15 protein-coding genes and 6 pseudogenes are annotated in these 22,147 nt (G+C 58.5%); 10 read left to right on the forward strand and 11 right to left on the reverse strand.

Annotation, left to right across the window (positions count from 1 at the left end; translation table 11 throughout):
- Positions 1–350 precede the first annotated feature (350 nt).
- The 7 genes and pseudogenes from NL532_RS30400 to NL532_RS32335 form a co-directional block, all read left to right on the forward strand.
- Positions 351–563: pseudogene (locus NL532_RS30400) on the forward strand (IS110 family transposase); the annotation flags it as partial.
- Positions 564–813: 250 nt separating this feature from the next.
- Positions 814–1,062 (forward strand): hypothetical protein, encoded by a 249-nt coding sequence (locus tag NL532_RS30405; protein ID WP_245270370.1) that lies wholly within the window; start codon positions 814–816, stop codon positions 1,060–1,062.
- Between the two features lie 693 nt (positions 1,063–1,755).
- Positions 1,756–2,808: a KamA family radical SAM protein gene (locus NL532_RS30410; protein ID WP_023829722.1), complete on the forward strand. Its 1,053-nt coding sequence runs from the start codon at positions 1,756–1,758 to the stop codon at positions 2,806–2,808.
- A 299-nt stretch (positions 2,809–3,107) separates the two neighbouring features.
- Positions 3,108–3,413, forward strand: a complete 306-nt coding sequence (locus tag NL532_RS30415) for a gamma-glutamyltransferase (protein WP_196813880.1) — start codon at positions 3,108–3,110, stop codon at positions 3,411–3,413.
- Positions 3,414–3,731: 318 nt separating this feature from the next.
- Positions 3,732–4,727, forward strand: a complete 996-nt coding sequence (locus NL532_RS30420) for a D-alanine--D-alanine ligase family protein (RefSeq protein WP_023829724.1) — start codon at positions 3,732–3,734, stop codon at positions 4,725–4,727.
- Between the two features lie 513 nt (positions 4,728–5,240).
- A complete protein-coding gene (locus NL532_RS30425; protein ID WP_286487850.1) occupies positions 5,241–5,489 on the forward strand; it encodes a GNAT family N-acetyltransferase in 249 nt (82 codons plus the stop codon).
- Positions 5,429–5,794, forward strand: coding sequence for a GNAT family N-acetyltransferase (locus NL532_RS32335; RefSeq protein ID WP_353654646.1), 366 nt, complete (start codon positions 5,429–5,431; stop codon positions 5,792–5,794). Before NL532_RS30425 ends, NL532_RS32335 begins: the two co-directional genes overlap by 61 nt.
- Positions 5,795–5,825: 31 nt before the next feature.
- On the opposite strand, the gene NL532_RS30430 is transcribed toward NL532_RS32335, so the two are convergent.
- Positions 5,826–6,341 carry a hypothetical protein gene (locus tag NL532_RS30430; RefSeq protein WP_196813881.1) on the reverse strand — a complete coding sequence of 172 codons (516 nt, stop codon included), beginning with the start codon at positions 6,339–6,341 and terminating at the stop codon, positions 5,826–5,828.
- A 634-nt stretch (positions 6,342–6,975) separates the two neighbouring features.
- Here NL532_RS30430 and NL532_RS30435 point away from each other — a divergent pair.
- Positions 6,976–7,918, forward strand: a pseudogene (locus NL532_RS30435) (IS110 family RNA-guided transposase).
- Positions 7,919–7,934: 16 nt separating this feature from the next.
- Here NL532_RS30435 and NL532_RS30440 read toward each other — a convergent pair.
- The 7 genes and pseudogenes from NL532_RS30440 to NL532_RS30480 all read right to left on the reverse strand — a co-directional run.
- Positions 7,935–8,133 (reverse strand): annotated as a pseudogene (locus tag NL532_RS30440) (glycine C-acetyltransferase); the annotation flags it as partial.
- 671 nt (positions 8,134–8,804) lie between these two features.
- Positions 8,805–10,831: pseudogene (locus tag NL532_RS32340) on the reverse strand (lyase family protein).
- Positions 10,735–11,523: an ATP-grasp domain-containing protein gene (locus NL532_RS30460; protein ID WP_286487853.1), complete on the reverse strand. Its 789-nt coding sequence runs from the start codon at positions 11,521–11,523 to the stop codon at positions 10,735–10,737. The pseudogene NL532_RS32340 and the gene NL532_RS30460 overlap by 97 nt, the downstream one beginning before the upstream one ends.
- Entirely contained in the window at positions 11,510–12,577 is a 1,068-nt protein-coding gene (locus tag NL532_RS30465; protein WP_023829730.1) for a cysteine synthase family protein, read from the reverse strand. Before NL532_RS30465 ends, NL532_RS30460 begins: the two co-directional genes overlap by 14 nt.
- 23 nt (positions 12,578–12,600) lie before the next feature.
- The gene (locus tag NL532_RS30470; RefSeq protein WP_245270360.1) at positions 12,601–13,536 is read right to left on the reverse strand and encodes a GHMP family kinase ATP-binding protein; all 936 of its coding nucleotides are present in this window, start codon (positions 13,534–13,536) and stop codon (positions 12,601–12,603) included.
- A gap of 639 nt (positions 13,537–14,175) precedes the next feature.
- Positions 14,176–14,439: an Lrp/AsnC ligand binding domain-containing protein gene (locus NL532_RS30475; protein ID WP_196813882.1), complete on the reverse strand. Its 264-nt coding sequence runs from the start codon at positions 14,437–14,439 to the stop codon at positions 14,176–14,178.
- Between the two features lie 611 nt (positions 14,440–15,050).
- Positions 15,051–15,462 (reverse strand): annotated as a pseudogene (locus NL532_RS30480) (transposase); the annotation flags it as partial.
- Positions 15,463–15,956: 494 nt separating this feature from the next.
- Here NL532_RS30480 and NL532_RS30485 point away from each other — a divergent pair.
- Both NL532_RS30485 and NL532_RS30490 read left to right on the forward strand, forming a co-directional pair.
- The gene (locus NL532_RS30485; RefSeq protein ID WP_286487854.1) at positions 15,957–17,138 is read left to right on the forward strand and encodes a CocE/NonD family hydrolase; all 1,182 of its coding nucleotides are present in this window, start codon (positions 15,957–15,959) and stop codon (positions 17,136–17,138) included.
- A gap of 8 nt (positions 17,139–17,146) precedes the next feature.
- A complete protein-coding gene (locus NL532_RS30490; RefSeq protein WP_502882011.1) occupies positions 17,147–17,983 on the forward strand; it encodes a CocE/NonD family hydrolase C-terminal non-catalytic domain-containing protein in 837 nt (278 codons plus the stop codon).
- Between the two features lie 123 nt (positions 17,984–18,106).
- On the opposite strand, the gene NL532_RS30495 is transcribed toward NL532_RS30490, so the two are convergent.
- The 3 genes and pseudogenes from NL532_RS30495 to NL532_RS30505 all read right to left on the reverse strand — a co-directional run bounded on the left by NL532_RS30495 (position 18,107) and on the right by NL532_RS30505 (position 22,073).
- The gene (locus NL532_RS30495) at positions 18,107–18,823 is read right to left on the reverse strand and encodes a hypothetical protein (protein WP_286488170.1); all 717 of its coding nucleotides are present in this window, start codon (positions 18,821–18,823) and stop codon (positions 18,107–18,109) included.
- A gap of 317 nt (positions 18,824–19,140) precedes the next feature.
- Positions 19,141–20,331, reverse strand: a pseudogene (locus NL532_RS30500) (IS256 family transposase).
- A gap of 575 nt (positions 20,332–20,906) precedes the next feature.
- Positions 20,907–22,073, reverse strand: a complete 1,167-nt coding sequence (locus NL532_RS30505) for an IS110 family RNA-guided transposase (protein ID WP_031203657.1) — start codon at positions 22,071–22,073, stop codon at positions 20,907–20,909.
- Between the last annotated feature and the right edge of the window lie 74 nt (positions 22,074–22,147).

The raw sequence follows: 22,147 nt of genomic DNA on the forward strand, positions 1-22,147 counted from the left end.
GCTGGCGGCGTCCAGAACCTGATTGTCGAGGCCGCCGTCGCACAGGAAACGATGCAGCCAGAAACCGTCGTAGCCGCCCTCGTAGCACGACATTACCCGAACCGGACGCGTCAAGGCGGCCTGCGCCTGTTCGCGCCGGTGTTAAAGAGCCATAAGCGCTTCGGTGTCACCTCCTTGCAGGCGATGGAGGCTGATCTTGTCAACCGCCGGCGAGTGCAGGGCCACAAGCCTGGTCGACTTGCTCAGACCGTACGTTCTCGGAGTGAAGGTGGCTCACCCCCGCGATAAGCTGAGATCGGGGTTGCTTCGGATTGGCCGAAGCCGAGCCCCAAGCCTAGAGAGGGTGAACCATGGATCAGAATAACAGGCTTTTTGTCGGTTTGGACGTCTCGAAGTTGAAGATTTCTGTGGCCATCGCAGACGGTGAGCGGGGCTGTGAAGTAAGGTTTTATGGGGATATAGCCTCGGATCCGACCTCAGTGGCGAACATCATGGAAAAATTGGGGAAGCGAGGAGCTGTCCTCCACTTCTGCTATGAAGCCGGCCCGACAGGTTACGAGCTGCGAGTGGCGGAGCGCGACATAATCCACATGTCTCTTCCCTTCGGACCGAGGTCTCCTCGCCGCGCAGCAGTGGTTCCGGACCTCGCTGACCCGCTCTTCGTGTCAATCGGCATGCCAGGCCCTCCGACTTTCGACCCTCGTCCCTCGCGGCTTTGTCGTTGATGATGTTGCCCTTGAGGCCAAGGCGACTTTCATCATAGTTCGTTCTCTGGCGAGTGCCTGTCCGGGCTGCGGAACGAGATCGGAGCGGATCCACAGCCGGTATCAGCAGCGCTTGGCAGATCTGCCGTTGGCTGAAAAGCCTGTACGGCTGGTCGTTCTGGTGCGCCGGTTCACTGCGAAGCGGTTCTGTGCGGCCGGCGAATCTTCGCCGAGCGTTTTGACGAGGGGCGTCTTGGGGCCATGGGCGCGGCGAACCGCTTGCCTCGACGAGATATTGTCCATCATCATCTGCTTGTTCTGGGCGGGCGCCCGGCAGCGGGCTTCGCCCAGAGGCTGACGCTGCCAGTGAGCAACGACACCCTGCTGCGCGTTGTGCGGCGGCGCGGTAGCCCTTCGTTCCACCAGCCGTGATCGGGATCGACGACTGGGCGTGGCGACGCAACCAGCGCTATGGAACCCTCATCTGCGATCTGGAGCGGCGAAAGACCATCGCATTGCTGCCTGACGGGGAACCAGCGACGGCTCGGGCTTGGCTCTCAGACCAGCTTCAGATCGGCATCTTTATGCCGCGCTGACCCGATGTTTGAGGGGCTGCTGCGGCTGGGTTGCCTTCAAAAGGTGGGACGCAATCTCACCAAGCTGATCTACGGAAGCGATCCTGTTCATTGAAAGGTCCTGTTCCTCTGTGTTCAGGTGTGGCTAGCTCAACACATCTATGTTCGGAACCCTACACACTGAGGCGCCACTATTCCGTCGGCACGGCGGGAGACCTGCTTCTACAGTCCTGGCATGCGTATTGCCTCTGACAAGGCGAGGGTTCCGTTAGAACCCTACCCATTAGCAGTCTCGGCCGAGGAATCTAAATGAAACTGGTTCGAATGATCCAAAACCACGCGAGAGAAGCTATCTCGCTGAGCTCAGTGCCGCCAAGCTATCATGGAATTAAGCATGCGGGCGACATCGGCGCATCGGGCCTCCTTGCTGCGACTATAGTCCGCCAACTCGCACCCGCAGCTCCGAGGCTAGGGCGATGAATCTCATCGAAGGGAGGCGTGTCGTCGCAGAGAATGAGCTACAAGCCAACAGTATCACGCGTTATCATGTCACGAAATTCTATCGTGAGCAGATCATCAAGAGCGGTTATTATGACCAGCTAAAATACATTGTGGAACCGTCATCACAAGAGCTCGAAAATCGCGGCAGTCTGGATACGAGCGGCGAGCATGACAACACAGTAATGCCTGGGCTTCAGCATAAATACCCTCCGACTGGGTTGTTACTGGTAACAGACCGCTGCGTTTCATATTGCCGCTTTTGCTTCCGGAAACGGTTGGTCGGCAAGGACTCGGATGAGATTGTACATGATTTCGCTCAAGTTGCCGGATATATAGGCGATCACCCTGAGATGACTAACGTGCTGTTGTCGGGGGGCGACCCATTCGTGCTGAGCACAGCTAAGCTCGACAAAATTCTGGACTATTTGCTGCCGATCTCACACCTGGAAACGATCCGATTCGGCACAAAAACATTGGCTTATGAGCCCAAGCGGTTCGAGGATCCCGCTCTACCGGCTTTGTTCCAACGGATCCACAAAGCGGGGAAGACCGCCGTCATCGTCACACACTTCGACCACATCGGAGAAATCTCGGTTGATGCAGAGTGCAACATTCGATTGTTGCGTGCACAGGAAGTACAGTTCCTCAACCAGTCCGTTCTCCTTGCGAAGGTCAATGATGATCCCAAGATCTTGGCTGCGACCTTTGCCAAGTGTCATCAAATGGGCGTCCGCCCTTATTACCTCTTTCAGAGCAGGCCGGTGAGAGGGGCATCGCATTTCCAGCTTCCGCTGCGCCGCGGAATAGAGGTTGCGCGTGGCATCAACCAACGTCTCAGCGGCAATGAAAAAACATTCAAATACATCATGTCTCATTATACAGGAAAGATCGAGATCCTCGACCTTGGAGCCGACGACCGGCTGTATATGCGCTACCATCAAAACAAGACTTCCGAAAAGATCGGAAGGATCTTTTCCCGGCCGCACCTTGAGGGTGCATGCTGGTTGGACGATTTGCCCGAAGCATGAGACCGAAAGGCGTGGAATGCTGACCACCGTACACCAGGGGCTAGGCGTGTCTGTGGGGCAGCGCCATCAGGCGGTGGTGACGGCTTTCCCGATCCGCACCGAAGCCGGGCGGAAACATCCTTCATGCCTGCGCAAATGCAATCGCCGCGGCTACCGCGGCCTCGAAACTTTGCGTCTCAGAGTCCAGTGCATCGGGGCTGAACGGGCAGAAAGTATCGCTGGTCCGCTCCGCGGACAGTTGAACGCAGGCATATTCCCGTGCGCCCGCGGTCACTTCGATCAAAGCCGGCGAGCAGCGGGTGGGGCATCGCGCCTGCACGGTTCCATCCACTCCAGCGGCGTTCGACCACGTGTGGAGGAATTATGGCTTGCTCCGCCATACAAGAGTAATGAGATCGGCTACCGGCGCCGTGGGAGGCGGCCGCCCGGTCGCGCGATTGCATCACCAACAAACCCAGAGAGTGATGAATTATCTGCGCTCACCGGCAACCAAGGACTTGTTCTTGCACAAGGATCAGTCGCCGAACATCTGCGGGATGTTTCGCGATCCGGAGTTCGCCGCTACGCTTCGCCGGCAGGCCCTTATCGGCATCGCGGGCTTCTAACCCGGGAGAATTGCCAAGCCGATCTCAGCCGATATGTGTTGGGGGCGGTTCCATCACCGGCGAAGATCTGGCAAGCCGCGGTTCATTCATGCAGGTGGGGGCGATTTCGAGGGCTTAGCGCGGCAATTCATTTTCGGCTCTGGCGTAGCGTGACGAAGCTCGCAACCGATAGCACCGGACAGCCGGATGATATGCCTAGAACAAAACCCACTCGCTGCTTGGCCGGCCTTAATGCTGGGCGAGCACTCTCGACGAGCTGTTGTCTTCGGCCAACGGGGCGATGAACGTGACAGAGGGAAAAATGCAAGGGAGTAACTCATGCGGGTAGCCGTCGTTTGGGACCATGATCGTACGGGCGTGATCAACCGGTTCGGTCAGCCTTGTTGGGAGGAATATGGCCGCGAGGCGGTTGAAAGCGTCGCGGAGGCGCTGCGAGAGGGCGGCCACGAGACGCTGCTGTGCGAAGGTGATAAGGGACTGCTCGCTACACTCGAGCGGTTCATGCCACCCGATCCACAAGCCCAGCCCTCGGGAATGGTCTTCAACATGGCACTCGGAATTCAAGGCGAATGCCGTTACGCTCACGTTCCGGCCATGCTTGAGATGGCGGGCATCCCATATACCGGATCGAGCCCTCTCGGGCATGGGCTGGCGCTCGACAAGGCCATCACCAAGAGGCTCATGCGCGATGCCGGCGTGCCTACCCCGAATTTTCGCGTGATGCGTCGCGGCACCGCAGGCACTGACGACCTGAGATTCCCGGTGGTAGTGAAACCCCGTCATGAAACCACCAGCTTCGGGTTGCAGCTCGTCCATGAGCCTGCTCAGTTGGAGCAAGCCATAGATGCGGTCGTCACGCAGTATGCGCAGGATGCGCTCGTAGAAGAATACATCGAGGGGCGGGAAATCACCGTCGCGCTGCTCGGTAACGGAGAGCTTGAGGTCTTGCCTCTGGTGGAGTATGACTTCGGCGACCGTGAAATGCGCCTGGTGACTTGGGAAGTGAAGCATATCGCGGCCGAATCGCTGCGGAGGATTTGCCCGGCGCAGGTCGAGAGCACACTTGCGGCGGTACTGCGAGATATTTCTGTTGCGAGCTTCCGTGCCTGCCACTGCCGGGATTACGCTCGCGTCGATCTCCGGATCGATCGCTCCGGCCAACCGTTTGTTCTGGAGATTAACTCGATGGCCGGCGTCAGCATGTCCTGCGTTTATGTCCTGGCCGCGACGACCGCTGGATACAGTTTCTCGAACTTGATCAATCGAATTCTCAATGTAGCCCACACGCGGTATTTCGGAACCGGCATCCGCTAGGCCGAAGACGCATCGATCGCAACCGGACGTTGCGCTTTTCGTGGGCTGTACTGCACAAGAGCGACGGCTCACCAGTTCCGGCTGTTCACATGCCGGCGCTGCCTACTGGCTATGTGTGCTGCACGCCGCAATAACGAATTGCTCGAGCTCCGCAGCAGCCCAATTCGACCCGCTGCGACCGCGCCTCATCAAGATCGCCGCGTGTGGTCGCGATGAAAACCCAAATCTGCCTTTCCACCTGCCGACATACCGGCGGACCTGCGCATTGTCCTCAGTCGCATCCCGCAACTCGCGATATTGACAGACGGTGCGCAGACGCCCCAAAGCAACCCCACTGACCTCGACCGCAAACCCTCCCATTCCCTCACGACGATCTCAACATTCCCGAAACACGTTCATTGCAGAGAATTCAAGAAACTTTTATCCAAGGAACGCGCATTCTAGGGGATCATAGCCATCGTTGTTGTATGTGCCGCCCGATTGAAAGTGCAGGCTCAGAAGAGGAAACTTCTCATGCACATGCTTGAAACGCCACGCCTAATCCTAAGGCCACCGTCGGATAGCGACGAGCTTCTTGTACATGGACTTCATAGCGATCCGTTCGTGGTAAACGCCGTGATTGGATTCTATCCGACGATAGAGCAGTCGAAAGCTGAACTGCTTCAGTTCATCAATCATTGGCAGCGCAATGGTTTCGGCTTATGGATGGTGTTCGTCAAAGATGGAGGCCAAGCCAGAAATTCGCTGGCTATTGTGGATTGAGGTGCACCGGCCCGCGTCTACCCGAAGATCCAAATAACATAGAACTCGTCACCCGCCTCCACCTTGCGGCCTCTGAACAGGGGATCGCAGTCGAGGCCGGACGGGCCGTGATAAACTTTGCTTTCGGGCATTTAAAACTTGAGAGAGTCACAGCCTTTATTCTTCCAACGAACACGCGTTCGCGATTGAAAAACTTGAAGATCGGGTTTCGTTATGTCGGTAGAAGGGTTTACAACAACATAAATATGATGTATTTTCTTGTCACGCCAGACACATTTGTGGAAACTGACGATTTACTTGTTTAATATTATGTGCGCCTGAAAGTGTGTCAGGCGCTCAATTTTTGTTCCATTGATCTCGCAAAGAGGTGTCTTCAGTCGGCCGAGGCGGCGCGGTTCGCGTGGGAGTGTCCAGCGCAACCCGCCGGCGACTGACGCCCAGCCGGCGCATGACGTGATCATTGATACGATCGAGTGCCTGGCGAATGGCGGCATTGGCCTCGGCCAGCGAGAAGAAGATCAGGTGCGCAGCCAGCCCCAGAATGCATGACTGGGCGAAACGCACGCCGTTCTCGACTTTCGACTCGTCCTTCGGCCGTGCGGCCGTGCCGGAAGAACGCCGACGCCATAATGGGATGCCATCATGCCGTGGCTGCCGGCGGTCTTCCGGAGCGCGCTTCGGGAGACCGGCGGCGCGTAATCGTTGATGCTTCTCCTTGATGATCGGGAGAGTGATTTCCGTGATCAAGATCGGGGAGATGATGATGATGATACTGGATCTACATCGGCAGGGCCTGTCGGTGTCGGCGATCGCCAGGGAGAGCGGGATCGACCGCAAGATGATACGCGGCAATGGCCAGATGGCTCTTGCCTGTGCCCGCCGCCCAGCGCCTCGAAAGCCCCAGCATGGCAGCGCAAGACAGTCGGCAGAACCTAGCGACGAAGCTTGCACAGATATGGCGACTGACGCCAAGCAGCATGGAGAATACGCCTGGCGTCGGTGAAGGGGACGTGAGAAGGCGACGACCCGAATGGGCGCACCGGTCGAACAGATCTGGATCAGGAAAACCAGCTTGAGCCAAAGAGCCAACGTGCTCGCAGATGAGATTTGGACCTGATCCGCGGATTACCATACCGGCCAGTGGCTTCTGGAAACGCCGCAAGCAAAGGCCTGACAGAAGAATGCAATCGATCACACGTCGAGGGTTGGAAACGTCCTGCAGGTGAAGTTCCGTCAGACCAGGTCGACAGCCATCGCGGCGGCGAAGGCGTCGAACTGCTTGTCTTATGACTTTGCGTCGTTTCGAGGCCAAAGTGGGTTGCCGCCGGCGGGCCTTCACCACCCGCAGGCGGCGGGAGGGGTGGGATCGATGAACTGCCGGTCGTGATGGACCGAGTTAGAGTTTGATCGCCCCTCTCTTTTCCATGAGGCCTGAACGGATAGCCGGGCATAGCGGCCCGGATCACAAGCACGGGACACGGAAAAGATGACCGCAATCATACCACGCACACTCGGAATCGACATCTCGAAAGATCGTCTCGACGTCCATCTCCTACCGGAAGGGACGGAGCGGCAATATGCCAACGACGCCAGCGGTCTACGCGAACTGATCCGCTGGCTGGCGCCTCTTGCGCCCGCCCGCATCGTCTACGAGGCGACGGGTGCCTACCATCGGTTGCTCGAACGCATGCTCGGTGCAAAAGGGCTGCCGTTGGTAAAAATGAACCCGCAGCACACGCGTGCCTTCGCAAAGGCCGCCGGCCGCTTCTCCAAGACCGATCGCATCGACGCCGTCATGCTCGCCCGCTTCGGCGCGCTGATGACGCCACAGATCCGACCGATCCGCAGCGATATCATACGCTTTGCGAACTGGTCGCCACCCGACGAGCGCTGATCAAAGACTGCACCGCCACATTGAACCGCAAAAGTCTTTGACCATCCCGCTCTTGAAGCGCCAGGCCAAGCAACGGTTGAAACAGATCGCCGGCCAGATTGTGGCGATCGACGCCGAATGCCGTATCCGGATCGCCAGCGAAGCTGGCCTCAGCCGCCGCTTCGACATTCTCATCAGTATTCCAGGGCCCGGCGAGGCGACCGCCTTCGCCCTCGTTGCTGACATGCCGGAGTTAGGTGCACTCGAAAACAACCAAGCCGCAAGCTTGGTCGGTCTTGCCCCCGTCGACCGCCAGTCCGGCCTGTGGAAGGGCAAGAGCTTCATCCAGGGCGGCCGGCAAACGCTCAGGCAGGCACTCTATATGCCCGCACTTTTCGCCACTCGTTTCAATCAGCCTCTCAAGGCAAAATACGAAAATCTCCGAGCAGGCGGCAAACCTCCAAAAGTTGCCATAACTGCCATCATGAGAAAGCTCATCGTTCTCGCAAACGCTCTCATCAGAGACGACCGGAAATGGTCTCCATCTCTTCCTTGACCAAGACGGTACTCTAGCCATAACGGTCGAGCGCTTGGGGACCGCTTTTCGCAGGTCGGCAATATCGACGAGGTCGAGTTAGTTGTTGGCGCAGAAGTTCAGCACTTTCTGTCCTCCGACCTCAATCTGCGCTGACTGCGTCGAGGCGATCACCCTTCCGGATTTATACAGGCCCCCCGACTAAGTGTGGCGAGTTCGTTCGAGAGATGAAAAATGCAAGCGCCGTCAGCAGACTGTAGCACAGCCCTCCCCGCGCTGGGAACCGGGGTCGACCATGCCGGATCGGCATGCTTCTCCCAATACAGGTATGTCAGCTGGCGAGTCAAAGTGCCAACCTTGCCCTCGCTTACAACGGTCTCGTCAATCTTGGTCACCGGCATGATCCCGCCCGCTGTAGACGAGATGAAAACCTCATCGGCATTCTTCAGCTCATCGCGATCAATGTCGCAGACGCTAACTGATAGGCGTTGGTGTCGCGCGGCGCCAACCCAGGTCGAGTCGCTGGTAATTTCCATACGAAACTCGGCGCCTCGATTCCTGCAATGCGATTGCCGACGAAGTCCAACTGGCAGGTACAGTCGTCGCGTTGGCCCCTGCCTTGCCCGACTTCGTCGAGACGACCGCCCGGAAAATCGCGCAAGCATTCGGGCGACTTTGCCTACCTATTATTCGGAGACGTACGCCGATGGCGGCGCTTGGTCCGAGACGAAGAACGCTGTAACGGACCCGATGCCTCGGCGGTTGCCCAAGCGGCTTCCACCAGCATCGCGCGGGCGTGCCTGCGTCTGACCTTGCTGATCCGGCCATGTGTGCGGCATGGCATCGTTCAATACCGATTCGGGTCGCACTCTGGTCGCAACCCCTGTCCCAGCCCTCAGAAAGCCCGTCAGACTTTGTCCATATACTCCACTCCTTCAATTGGATGGAACTTATCAATGTGTTCTTTCACCTTCTGTTTGCGATGCATCTCAGCGCGCGCCCAGCGCTCACGTATGTCCTCGCATTTGAGCTGCATGTCCCGAAACAGCGCTTTTGCCACAGAGAACTGGCTATCGGTTGATCTTTTTCCAGGCCCTCCTCCAAACTGCAGAGCGTCCCTGCACTCTTCAAGACTCGCCGGCAACACATCGGCCAAGTGGCTGGCCAGCTCGCTTCGGCGCTCCGCGACGCAGCCATCCTGTGACAGTCGTTCCGCGATCTCGCCAATTAGAGTGTGGGCCTTCCTGAAAGGAACGCCTAGCGACGCCATTCGTTCGGCGGCGACGGCCGTCATTGATGACCCGTCTGCCAGATGTTCGCCCATGGACTTCGCGCTGAACGACATGTATTTCACGATAAGCGATGCGAGGACGATGGCCCTCTTCAGGGCCTCCTCTGAAAGCTTAAGGGGAGAGCAGCCGTAGTTGCTTGCTTCAATCGAGTTGCTGAAAGGCGCTTTGCCGGTAGCTGTTGCCGCAGAAACGTACGCGCCAATTACGGTGCTTGCCGATCCCTTGATGTGTTCAAGCAAAAACGGGTTCTTCTTTTGGGGGAGCATGGAAGAGCCGCCAGCAAGATTGTGAGGAATGTCGATGAGCGCGAACTCCCGCGTCGTCCAAACTTGCAGATCCTGGGCCACACGACTGAGCAAGATTGAAACGCTAGCGAAAACTGAAAGCCCTTGCAGGTGATGATCGCGGCTCGCGACCGCATCAAGTGAGTTGAAAGACGGCAGTTCGAAACCCAGAAGACTTGCGGTTTTCAAGGGATCTATCTGCAAACTTGTGCCCCCCCCCGCCCCCGCCCCATGGGGCAATTTCTGATGTCTTCCAGCAGGCAATGGAGGCGCTGGCGCTCGCGCCCCAGAGCAAAGAAGACGCCAAGCAGGTAGTGTCCTGGCGACCCAGGGAGCGCGATCTGGTACTGACTGTACAACGGAGCCACAAGTCTCGATGCCTCTTCGACTCGCTGAAGGAGGGCATCTTGTGCGGTTCCTAGTTCTTGCGAGATGGAACACGCAGCTTCCCGAAGGACTAGGAGAGAAATAGTCGCGTTCAAGTCGTTGCGGGATCTCGCAAGGTGCAGCCAGCCGGCCTTTTCAGGACCAGCTCTCGCGGCAAGTTCTGCCTCATAGGCAAGGTAGAGGCCACGCGGAGCATCACGGCCCTCCAAAGACTGAAAGCCCTCGTTCTGGAGGTCCAAGATGTGCTTGAGGAGATCGGCAGCCGCTGCATCGCTGACCAAGCCCTGATCCGCGAGCATGACCAAATGTGCTTCGTCTATGGCCGTCTGGTGCTGCAGAAGGCGGCCGTCGCGCGAGAGTTGAATAGGCGGAGCGAGCAGCTGCATCGCTTCGGGATGCAGGGTCCACCTGCTCTCGCTCGCGTCATGCTTGTCCGCTTCGCAGGCAGCCGCCTCAATATCGATGACAATGGAATCGATCATCCGTTCAGCTGCTGCGGCGGCGACATTGAGTTCATCAGCGAAGCCTATGGCGTAGGCTACCCGGTCTCTAAAGTCGCCATTTATCTGAATTTCCTCCCCCTCAGATTTGAGAAGACGCGCTTCGACCACTGCTGGCTCTGAAACTCGAGAGAAGCCCAGGCGTTTAAGCTTCCCGGGTATGTGAGCAAGTCGGAAACGGATGGCTCCTGCTCTTGCGCTCGCGCGTGGAGGCGTGAACCCTTCTCCCGCGTAAAGTCTAATCACCATGTCAAGGATTGACGTGCCTAAGGCGTGCGAGAGCATGACTGGAATCATTCCTCCAGCCAGCCTGGGATTGACCTCGATGATGACGGGGCCCCGCTCGGATATCACAAACTCTACATGAGCCGGTCCTAACTCCAAGCCCAGAGCCGATACCGCGCCCGCGGCAAAAGAAGCCAGTTCCTTGAGGGACCATTCCGGGAGCGGGGCCGGGAAGTCGTGCCCCACCTCAACGAAGCAGGGGGCGGGCCTTTGTGCTTGGCGAGAATTCCAAGGCAGTGCAGCGTCCCATCATACGTAATTATCTCTGCCGAGTATTCCTTACCCTCCACATATTGCTGGATCAAGATGTCGGGACTGGCCAGATCCACTTGACCCACCAATACGTCCTTTGCACTCTTAAACGCCTCGATCGCGGCTGCTGCACTATCGCACAACCGCACGCCGCTGCTACCACTGCCGGACACCGGCTTCACGACAACTGGCAGAGTGACTTGGGTAAGAATGTCCTCAACGTCTGTGATGGATGTGGCCAGCCGAGTTGCAGGAATTGCGATTGATTGTCGCTGCAACTGGAGTGCTTGCTTCCATTTATTTCGGCACGTGACCATGGCCTCTGGATTCGCTGCTGGTAATCCCATTGCAGTCGCGGCACGTGACGCAGTTTCCACAAAATAATCGGACGATGAGTATATTCCCTTCAGCCTTCCTATTTTGCTGGCCACCCCGATAACGTCATCCGGATTGCGCGTTTCAGCTTCGATCACTTGAGGCGCCGCGGAGTCTTTTAAAAACGGATAGCGCGCTCGATTGCGTACAACGAGATACGGTTCGAAGCCCAGGGCTCGGGCCCGCTTCAATAATAGTTCGCCAGTGCCCGTCGTGTTGCTCTCCACGAAAAGGAAGCTACCTCGGCTCATCAAACTTGCTCCAAACGCTTAAGACAGCTTCCCGGGCTTTCCGCTTCCAAAGATATCGGTTCCATGGCGGGAGAGCCGTCGACGGATGGTTTTCGGTCGCCGGCGCTTCCAGCACACCGGCTTCATTTAGAGATCCGTTCTGCTTGAGCCACTCGCGGTCGTAGACAGCTTCGACGTAGCGATGGCCTTCATCCGGGCAAATGACGACCACGGTTTCTTCTGGATAATGCCGAGCGCGCCACCGCCCCACGATGTAGCTCGCTCCGGACGTCGGACCTGCGAAGACGGCATGCCGCTCGTGGAGGAGTCGCGTTGCAGTCAATGCGAGCGAAGCCGAGATGAGATGCACCTCGTCATACAGTTCGTGCTTCACGTTCTCGGGGACAAGACTGTTCCCCAGCCCCCGCAGTTTGCGTTCGCCATCCGGCTGGCCAAAAATCACGCTATTGAAGGTGTCCACTCCGATCAGGCGTGCGCTAGGCGCCTTTTGGCGGAGTCGCTCTATCGTTCCGCAAGTAGAACCGCCCGACCCTACAGACCCGACCAACGTTACGTCCGGCCCCAACATCTCCGCTATTTGGTCGGCGAAGAGCCCATAGGCTGCTGGGTTGTCGGGTGTTCTGTACTGCCGGGGCCAAAAACAAGAGTGGCCCAACTGTCTCATCCTAGCGTCTAACGCATCGAGACGGCTTCTTTGATAACCACCCTGCTTCGCCTTTTCAGTTATTATGCAGACCTCGGCTCCCAAGGAGTTCAACCGGTTTTCCAGGCCTTTGTCCATCACTGGGTCTGTGAAGATTTCAAGTTGGAATCCATATTCCCGGCAAATTACTGCTAAACCCAGCGCGAAGGTTCCGCTTGAAGTCTCGAGAACTTTCATGCCGTGCGTCAGAGTCCCCCTGGCCATCGCTTGTTCAATGATGTACTTCGCGGGAAGAAGCTTCATGAACGCAAACTGCGCAACATAAAGATTTGTCTCACACCGTATGATGCTTGGAAGAACATAGGCATCAGAGTATCTGGAGAAGGGCAAGCGTTTGCTGAGAGCGTTCATCCTGCTACCTCACTGACAACCAGTCACATAGTCAGAAATATTTTTGGCGAGTCGTTAAACCCCGATACATGGGCGAGCACGGACCGAAGCTTCCATGGAAAGTCCGCCGTCATTCGATCAAGCAGGATTCCACTCATTGTGCCGCTGTGCGCGACTATGACCCCGAGAGCGTCAGTAGCCTCGGATGCTTTCAGCATCGAGTTCAGGTGCTCCTTTGGAGCCCGCTCCTGATGCAGGAGCGCGCTGGCCGTACCTATTTTGCCTATTATGACCGTGTCACCCTGCGGGATCGCTGTCCGTGCGCGGTCGAGTAATTCCTGATATTCTGCCCGTTGGCTAGCGGAGACCTCACCTCGCCGTTGATCATAGTCAACGGTTTCCACCGTCCCTCCTTCATCGATGCCCACGATTGCAAGCGGCGGCATTTGTCCGAGGAAGGAGAGAAGGCGACATGCTCGCTGCTGATATGCGACCACCCCTGGGTACATCACTCCGTCGGATGGCTCGATCTCCGCCATTAGTTTCTCGATCAATGACGTGCGGATTCTGCGCTTGAAGCAGCGCGCGATTGACCGTGCAGCCGCAACAAGATCCGCAGACGAACTTGCCAGTCCTTTGCCTTCGGGGAGTTCCGATTGCAAAAGCAGAATTCCTCCTGAGGCGCCGAGCGCACTCACGAGATTCTCAGCTAGCTGTTTTGCTTTGAGTTTGTGAGATGGATAGACAGTCACGGATCGTGTGCCCGCGATCGGCGTGAAATGAGCCCTCGCAAAGAGCGCGATCGGCATCGTGACGAGGAAGTGAGAATCCCGGAGAAAGGAGCCCGCCGGCAACTGGCCTTGCAGCAACTCGCCGAATGTACCGCAGCAAAGAGCGCCGCTGGAGTGAGTCCTTGGCTCCTGCCTATCCTCGGCAATGTTCTGGGTCGCGTCTGCGCCATCGAACATCTGGTGGTACATGTACGGTTTCCAAACTCCATGGGCGGCCGCTTGGAGAAGTTCTCTCGTTGACGCGCTCGGGTCGCTTCCAGAAAGTGCGGGATACGTGGACTTTTGGGCTGCCATATTACTTTCTCTCAGATGCATTGATTGCTTTTAGCAAGGCACGGCCGCTACTCGTCAGAACTGACTTGCCTGTCGGACGGGATTACTTTCGAGTAGCCTGGGATGCCTGAGATCCGCTCGGTGAAAGTAGCATTGGCAGCGAGTTTTGTTCGCAAAGCTTCTGTAAAAAGAATTGTAAGATCTGTTGCGCTATTGATTGCGTCGAGTGGCATTTAGCCGTGCGAGGGAGGCGCCGCTTTAAAACAATCAGTGATCCCGGTTTTGCCCTTAATCTGGTCGGCATCGAACGAGCTCTCAACCTCTGCCGCCGCCGAACCTCGCTGCTGTTCTGCCGCTCCACTTGGCAGTCCTGCCTCCCCTCGCCCAAGGAGCAGGTATCGGGGGCGGCCGGTGAAAAGGCTCCAGAAGCTGCCCCGGATTACGTCACCGCACGCTCGGTCGCGTCGGCAAGGTGAAGCGGTCACTTTGCTCATCCCAGGCGATTGGCCGGGTTGGCGATGCGTGCGTTCTTACGTCAGCGCAATCCGGCGAAAGTTATAGTGTTGGATTGATTTTGACACGGTCAAGAGCGATCATGCTCTTAAATTTCCGCACGTTCGAATCGGTATTTAGCTTCGTCTTAACAAACGCCTTGAAGGCTTCGAGATCATCCACAGCCAGAACTAGAACGAAATCGGCGCTGCCCGTGGTCAGGTAGCACTCAGTTACTTCCGTGGCAGCCTGCACCATGCACTCGAACCTTTCGACGAGCTCGAGACCTATTCGATCAAGCTCAACTAGCACTATCACCGTGATCACTTGCAACCAACCCTTTCGATCTAGGAGCAGAACTTGCCGATGTCAGGGCGACATTGAGTAACAGCAAGTTCGAACGATCAACGCCGCCGCAACGCCTCAATTGACGCAAGCTGTGTCGGGCACGGCAGACCTTGATCCATTCGACACATCAAATCGGAGGCGTGCTCACTTGATGCTTCTATCAGTTAGAGGCGCACCGCTGCTGGCTAGCACGCGTAAATGGCGAATGGGCCGGTGTCCGACCCCCTGCGGCACTGCGAGAGCATACGCAAGCGCCGTGCCGAGCCGAACACTTCGTGTATTTCTCCTTGGGTGGAACTCTAAGCAACAGTCTTGGTGCGTTCTCTGACATTGCTGTCGAACTCCGGACAATGCTGATTGGCTGCAGCGCAAAGACCCAGGCCTTTCGCCGAGATCCGTCGACCTGCGGCAACACCTAACGGGCTTCTGCGCGGGCGTCCGACACGCGCTTTCATGGGCTATGTCATCCAAACCGATCCGCGACGACGGCATGAGGCGGGGCACAAAGAGGCGGCGAGCCCGGCGTCGCCGATCGCCAGGCCCGCCGCCAACCTCGCTGAGCAACTCATTCGTTCACACGACTATTGGCCTAGGGCGAGGCGGATCTGGTTGGCAATGGGCGAACGGCAGCTGGTGCGGTCGGAGGCAAGTTGGCTCTTGTGATCTTGTTCAGGATCTCGGCCTGGCCGCGGGCGCATTAGATCACGTCGTAGAGGTGCTCGGCCGAGCCACTGTCGAGAATGGTGACGACGACGCGGTCGTCGAGGCCATCGCAATTGCCTCGATGCGGGCGCAGACGCGACTCTCAAGCCTCCAGGAGTTCGCCTTGTAGTGGGTCTCGGCATAGCCGCAGCACAGATTTGCGCTCGAGCGCGCGGCGCGTGCGGACGTGGCGCTCTCGTCGACAAGCCGCCGGAGACCAGTCTCGCCGGACAGTCCGAAGATGTAGTCGATACCGTTGTCCTCACACCTGGCCATTACTTGCGCCCGGCCGTAATGGCCTGCCGCACCCTGCTCCCAAGGGCCAAGAACATTTCAGACCACGTAGCTTTATGCAGCCGGTATTTCAACGGTGGAGACATTTTGACGCGGTCTCTCCAAACGCGGGTGCTAAGTATCCTGTGATAATTCCACCCGCTCAGAGGACGCAAATACTGCAACGGTGCAGGCGGTACGAGATGAAAAAGATACTCACGAAGCTAACGACGTCGGTGGGCTGACATGTTCGACGGACACGGCAAGGAGTTCACAGCTCATGAATGGCAATAGGCTATCCCCGCTTTGTTATGAGAGCGTCATCATCGTGGGCCAGTTCGAGCAGAGCCGCCAAAATTGGCCGCCTTTCCCTACCGTACCGGCCTGAAGGACTTAATGACAGTGCAACGCAGGCGCCTCCACCGTTGTGCGGATCGATCCGCCTCACCCGTGAATTCCCGCCAGTGCAGTCCTGCGCGCCGCCGAGACAACCTGCCGCAAGTTAAGTCGAGAGCCGTCCGATGAAAGACATCCGTGTGGTCACCGATTTTCCGCGCAAGGTCCGAGAGATCGAGAATGTTTGGATCTCGATGCCAGATGGCGTGAAGCTAGCTGCCCGCATCTGGGTCCCTGAAGACGCTGAGGCGGATCCGGTCCCGGCCGTCCTCGAATACCTGCCTTACCGCAAACGCGATGGAACGGTGGAACGGGACGCGCTCACCCATCCCTACTTCGCTGGGCATGGCTATGCAGGCGTACGGGTGGATATACGCGGCACCGGCGACAGCGAAGGTGTTTGCAAGGGTGAATATTTGAAGCAGGAACAGGACGACTGCATGGCGGTAATAGAGTGGCTGGCGAGGCAGCCCTGGTGTTCCGGCGTGGTTGGCATGATCGGCATCAGCTGGGGCGGTTTCAACGGACTTCAGGTCGCCGCCAGGCGTCCGCCGGCGCTCAAGGCTGTCATCTCATTGTGCTCTACCGACGACCGCTATAATGACGACATCCATTATCTCGGCGGCGCCCAGATGGGCGACAATCTGGGCTGGGGCACCACCGCCTGGGCGATCGCCATATCGCCCCCCGACCCGCTCATCGTCGGCGACCGTTGGCGTGAGATTTGGGAAGGCCGCCTCAACGGTAACGGAATGTGGATGAAGGATTGGTTCGAGCATCAGCGTCGTGATGAGTTCTACAAGCACGGCTCGATCTGCGAAGATTATTCCAATGTGGAGATCCCGGTCTATGCGGTCGGCGGCTGGGCTGACAGCTACCCCAACCCGATCTTCCGCATGCTCGAAAGACTGCCTGGCGTCCGAAAGGGCCTGATCGGTCCGTGGGGTCACAAATATCCGCATTTCGCCATGCCCGGACCGCGCATTGGTTTTCTCAAGGAATGCCTGCGCTGGTGGGATCAGTATCTCAAGGGGATCGATACTGGCATTGGCCAAGAACCGATGCTACGGGCATGGATGCAAGACCCGTGTCCGCCGGCTGCCATTTATGATGAGCGCCCAGGCCGATGGGTTGCCGAGTTGTCATGGCCAGGAGCCGGTGTAAGCGAACGCTCCCTAGCCCTTTCGCCGGGCCTCCTTGCCGAGGGCGCCAGCAGCGACGACGTGCTGACGATCTGTTCACCTTCGACGGGGGACTCTCGTCGGGGGCCTGGTGCGGCTATGGCGTGGATCCGACCTTGCCGATAGATCAGCGCATGGAAGCTGGCAATGCGCTTATCTTCGAAACGAAACCTCTGGAAAAAGCCGTGGAAATTCTCGGCTTCCCGGAACTCGAAGTAAAGGTCGCCTCAGACAAGCCGGTTGCGCTTATCTCGGCGACGCTGTCGCTGGTGATGAAAGACGGCGCCGCATCGCGCGTTAGCTACGGCATTCTGAACCTCACGCATAGGCATGACGATCTCGAGCTCCAGCCAATGCAGCCTGGCAATCCCGAGACGGTGCGCTTCAAGTTGCGTTCCTGTGGCCAGCGCTTCGAGAAGGGTCAGCGCATACGCCTTGCCATCGCCACCGCGCATTGGCCGATCGTCTTTCCAGGACCGGAGAAGGCGACGCTGTCGATTCATTGCGCCGGCAGCAGACTAATCCTGCCGTTGCGCAAGCCACAGCAGCTGGACGCGAGGCTCGCAGCGTTTGAAGGACCGGAAAGCGCAACGCCGATGGCGCAGGAAGTGATCAAGGCGGGCGAGCCTTTCCGGCGCGAGGTTACGACCAACCAGATCACCGGGGAAGCCACCTACACTGTCGTCAGCGATGGCGGGACCGTGCGTCATCCGCACACCGGCATCACTGTCTCGGCTAGGCAGACAGACGTCTTCGTGGTCCTTCCAGACGATCCGAATTCGGCACGGGGGACCGTGACTTGGGAGAATTCCTATGGCCGAGGCGACTGGGACGTCAGAGTTATGGTTTCGGCGACGGTACGAGCGCTACGTGATGTCTGGCGCATGGAGACCCACCTCGTTGCGCGTGCTGGCGACGAGGTCGTCGTTGATCGCGAAGACGTCAAGGAGTTTCCACGCGATCTGAACTGAGGAGATCAACGGCGGCGCCGGTCGCCGCCTTGAGGCAAGGGTCAGCATTGAGCAGCGGGACCTACTTAGCTCCATATCGGGTCACAGTTTTCATGCCGCCATGGCAAACAAGCGACAGCACCGTCAGAGCGCTTCGCCTGGCGGCGCGGAAATGTAGCAGGACGCATAGATATAGCCCGTCGTGCGCTCTAGGCGATCCTCTATGCCGAGTTTGGCCATAGTCTTCAGGATCGCCTGCCGTTCCGTCGGCGAGAAGCGGTACTGGCGCCGTCTGAACCGTTCTACGAGCCTTGTTTCCAATGAGAAAGCCCGAAGGGCCGCTGCGATGTCGTCATAACTGAAGCGGTGCATTACGAAGGCTACTACCCATGGGCGTGACGTCGCCGACGCCTCATACACGCGTGCAAAGGTTGCCGCAGTGGCGTAACCCACACAGCCCGTGCTGATAAGAATGTCGGCATCCGCGAGTGCGCTCCGTTCCTTGATGGTTAAATCCCGAGTTTCGAGATCAGCCGTGACGCCAGCCTCCAACAGGCCCAGATCGAGCGCATAGCGAACAGCCCGGAACGATGGATCCACGCCGACGAACTGGATGTCGTCACGGAGGCCCTGATTGCGAAAAAAGGCACGATGCTCGATCGCCTCCTGGCGCGACAGCGATCCACTGGGTTCCAGGTAGGCAGCATACAGATCGTCCAGGTCGAGATTGGTTCGCAGCAAGGCAGCGTTGACACCATACGAGCAACCGACATCGACTATCTTCAACTTCGTCTTGTTTCGGACACGCCGATAATCGGCGAAGATGCTTTCGAAAACCGGCTTGGCCCGATCTGGAATCATATAGTCCACGGCCAAACAAGCCCGAAAATAAACGTGCGGCCACCTGCGATTGTAGGTTGCCGTGAAATCGTGCTTCGCCCCCTGAATTCTGCCGCGTTCCGCATTTGCTGATTGACTTGACATCCTGCTCCCTTCTTCGCTCCAGTGATCGCAATGTCGCCCCAAGAACTAAATATCGCTCGCGGGCGCCTGCCGCCTCACGAGAGGCGGTTCAAAAATCATGCCAGGCTGAGCAGAGGCCGCAAAAAGATCGTATCCCAGGGAGTGGTGTAGCTGACGACTTGGTCGCCGCGCTCTCCGGCATGGGGCCGGGCTGATCAGCGTGCCACGGCTGGCAGGCTGATAAGAGGATCATCGCTCATTTGGCTGATGGTTTCCAGCGTCATGTATCTGGCGCGCTGCACGGCCCATTCGTCGTTCTGTTCGAGCAGGATCGCGCCACCAGGCGGAATGGCGTCATCATTTGGGAAGATGCCGACGACCTCGGTGCGCCGCGTGATCTCCCCGTTAAGGCGCTCGATCGGGTTGGTCGAGTGGAGCTTGGCGCGATGTTCCTTCGGGAAGGTCATGTAGGCAAGCACGTCGGGCTCGGCGTCGTCCATGATTGTCGCCAGTTTCGGCACCTTCGGCCGGATCTGGTCGGCGACGGCGCGCCATTGCGTGCTTGCGGCCCCGGGCGTTTCCTGGGCGAAGGCGGTGGCGATGAAAGCGGAGACGACGCGGCGCCCGCTCTTGCCGGCATGGGCCAGCACGTTCCTCATGAAGTGGACGCGGCACCTCTGCCATGTCGCGCACAGCACCTTGGTGACGGCCGCCTTGATGCCTTCATGGGCATCGGAGACGACGAGCTTGACGCCGCGCGGTCACGGCGGGTCAGCTTGCGCAGGAACTCCGTCCAGATCGGCTCGGCCTCAGACGTGCCCACCTCCATGCCCAGCACCTCGCGCCGGCCGTCCGCATTGACGCCGACAGCGATGATGACGGCGACCGAGACGATGCGGCCGCCGCGGCGCTTCAGGTAGGTGGCGTCGATCCACAGATATGGCCAATCGCCCTCGATGGGTCTTTCAAGGAACGCTTTGACCTTGCCGTCGATCTCTTCGCAGAGCCGCGAGACCTGGCTTTTGGAGATGCCGCTCATGCCCATGGCCTTGACCAGGTCGTCGACCGAGCGGGTCGAGATACCCTGGACGTAGGCCTCCTGGATGACGGCGGTCAGCGCCTTCTCGGCCTGCGGAGCGGTTCAAGAAACCGGGTAAGTAGGAGCCCTTCCTGAGCTTGGGGATGCGCAGCTCGACGGTGCCGGCCCGCGTCTCCCAGTCGCGCTAGCGATAGCCGTTGCGCTGGGCCGTGCGCAACGGGTTCTTCTCGCCATAGGCGGCGCCGGTGGCGGCCCCAACCTCCAGCTCCATCAGCCGCTCGGCGGCAAAGCCGATCATCTCGCGCAAGAGATCGGAATCCGGAGTCTTCTCCACGAGCGCGCGCAGGTTCATCATGTCGTCGGTCATCGATGGTTCCTTCGAATCAGGTTGGTATCAGCAACCCGACCTTACCGGCGAACTGTCGATGACCACCGCAAAGCCGCTCGCTCGCTTGTATGGGGTGATCTTTGTCAACGTGATCTTTCAGTCGTTCCGTCTCCTTGTTCAGCGGTGGCGACCATTTGTTCCTGCTTTGGCTCCGAGGGGTCCATTGGGGCGCCGCGCGCAGTGACGGTCAAGGGTGGTCCTTTGGCCATCGCGAAGCGACTTGCCCTTGATGGTCACGAGCACGGCGGCAGCGTTACATTGAGCCGGCAGGTGCCCTGTTTGTAGAGGTCTATAACTTGCAAACCGAGGGGAGCTCGCCATCAGGCGCCGTAAACGCGCCGCAAGCTTGTATGCGGTTGATCCGCGCGGATCAAAAACCATGATGCAGCCATACGCATCGGCGGCGAAGCTCCGGGCGGTGGGCCCATTCTACAGCGCGGCGTCGTAAGGCCATGTGAGCGACCGGGATCACCACCACCTCGGATCCGTTATCGGCAGACGCTATTGCAGCTGCCAAACTTCAATGCTCGTCCTGTCGAACGCTCCTCCATGCTTTATACCGGACGCAGGGCTACTCCCGTCGGGATCTCGCCGGTCGTGACAAGTCGCCAGAATGCAATCAGTAGCTTGCGCGCCAAAGCCACGATCATTGTCTTGCGCGTACCGCCACGGCCATCGGCCGTTCTCGCGCAAAACCAGTGCGCCAGCGCGCTGTCCTTTTGGAATTGGAGGAACCGCCAAGCCAATAGGATCATGCCGTAGCGGACGCGAGCGTTGCCGGCCCGCGCGAGACCTTTCTCGCGCCTGCGTTGGCCGCTCTCATCCGGCGCCCCGGTAAGTCCGGCATAGCGAGCGACGGCTCTCCGATCACGCAGGCCGCGTGAGAGAATCTCATTCACCAGCATGTCCGCAGTCTCGATACCGACACCGATGATCCGCGAAAGAAGGCGAACCATTGCAAGCGGACCCTTCTCCGTGTCTGGAACCACCGAGAGCTGCCGCAACCGCTCCTGTTCGATCTCGTGGATTTGTTCACGCAACAGGTGAAGCCGTCCGAGATTACGGCGCAACTCTGCTCGGCTTCGTTCCGGTAGGGGCATACCTTCCGCCGTATGCAGAGCCTCCAGTTTCTCGGCAGCTTTGCGCAGATTGGGTTTGAAGGCGCGAATGCCGAAGCGAGCGAGGATTGCCTTGATGCGATTGACGATCCGTGTACGTTCGCGGACGAGATTGTCTCGTTCACGGTTCGGACGGCGAGCCTCCTCCTCATTGATGGTTGGGATGGCTGCCATGCTGCAGTGGCGCTTCTCGCCCCGCAGCCAGCCAAGAAAGGCGCGCATCAGCAGTTCGGTATCGAGGCGATCGGTCTTGGCGCGCCGATGTTCGCGGGAAACCGCGACGCTCGATGGATGTATGACATAAGCCTCGACAGCGCGCGCCTGGAGCCAGCGCGCCAACCAAAAGCCGTCGCGTCCAGCCTCATAGGCGACAACGATGCGCCGGACTTCGCGCCCGGCTTGGATGGCTTCGCTGCGCCAGCGGCGCAACAGCCTGAGCACCGAATCCGGGTCGGCATCGAGCTTCTTGAGAGGACTACGTTCAAAGCCAGGGACTGTCGCAGCAATGAGCCACTTTGTCTGGCTCATCTCAATCACTGCGACCAACGTGCTGTCCTGATCAAGGGCGGTAAGGGATCTGCTTGCATCAAAGAATGGTGACATGGGGGCGCTCCTTAGGTAGCTGCTCAACAGCGCCGAGGGTGCCACACGCTCGCCGCCGCCCATAGCATCTACAG

This window comes from Mesorhizobium sp. C120A, assembly GCF_030323105.1.
In the GTDB taxonomy this organism is placed as follows: domain Bacteria; phylum Pseudomonadota; class Alphaproteobacteria; order Rhizobiales; family Rhizobiaceae; genus Mesorhizobium.

Coding starts and splice junctions, on each gene's coding strand:
- NL532_RS32335 (WP_353654646.1), top strand. CDS start 5,429: ATGGATGGTGTTCGTCAAAGATGGAGGCCAAGCCAGAAATTCGCTGGC.
- NL532_RS30505 (WP_031203657.1), bottom strand. CDS start 22,073: ATGTCACCATTCTTTGATGCAAGCAGATCCCTTACCGCCCTTGATCAG.
- NL532_RS30410 (WP_023829722.1), top strand. CDS start 1,756: ATGAATCTCATCGAAGGGAGGCGTGTCGTCGCAGAGAATGAGCTACAA.
- NL532_RS30485 (WP_286487854.1), top strand. CDS start 15,957: ATGAAAGACATCCGTGTGGTCACCGATTTTCCGCGCAAGGTCCGAGAG.
- NL532_RS30420 (WP_023829724.1), top strand. CDS start 3,732: ATGCGGGTAGCCGTCGTTTGGGACCATGATCGTACGGGCGTGATCAAC.
- NL532_RS30460 (WP_286487853.1), bottom strand. CDS start 11,523: ATGAGCCGAGGTAGCTTCCTTTTCGTGGAGAGCAACACGACGGGCACT.
- NL532_RS30425 (WP_286487850.1), top strand. CDS start 5,241: ATGCACATGCTTGAAACGCCACGCCTAATCCTAAGGCCACCGTCGGAT.
- NL532_RS30465 (WP_023829730.1), bottom strand. CDS start 12,577: ATGAACGCTCTCAGCAAACGCTTGCCCTTCTCCAGATACTCTGATGCC.
- NL532_RS30495 (WP_286488170.1), bottom strand. CDS start 18,823: ATGATTCCAGATCGGGCCAAGCCGGTTTTCGAAAGCATCTTCGCCGAT.
- NL532_RS30470 (WP_245270360.1), bottom strand. CDS start 13,536: ATGTACCACCAGATGTTCGATGGCGCAGACGCGACCCAGAACATTGCC.
- NL532_RS30490 (WP_502882011.1), top strand. CDS start 17,147: ATGGAAGCTGGCAATGCGCTTATCTTCGAAACGAAACCTCTGGAAAAA.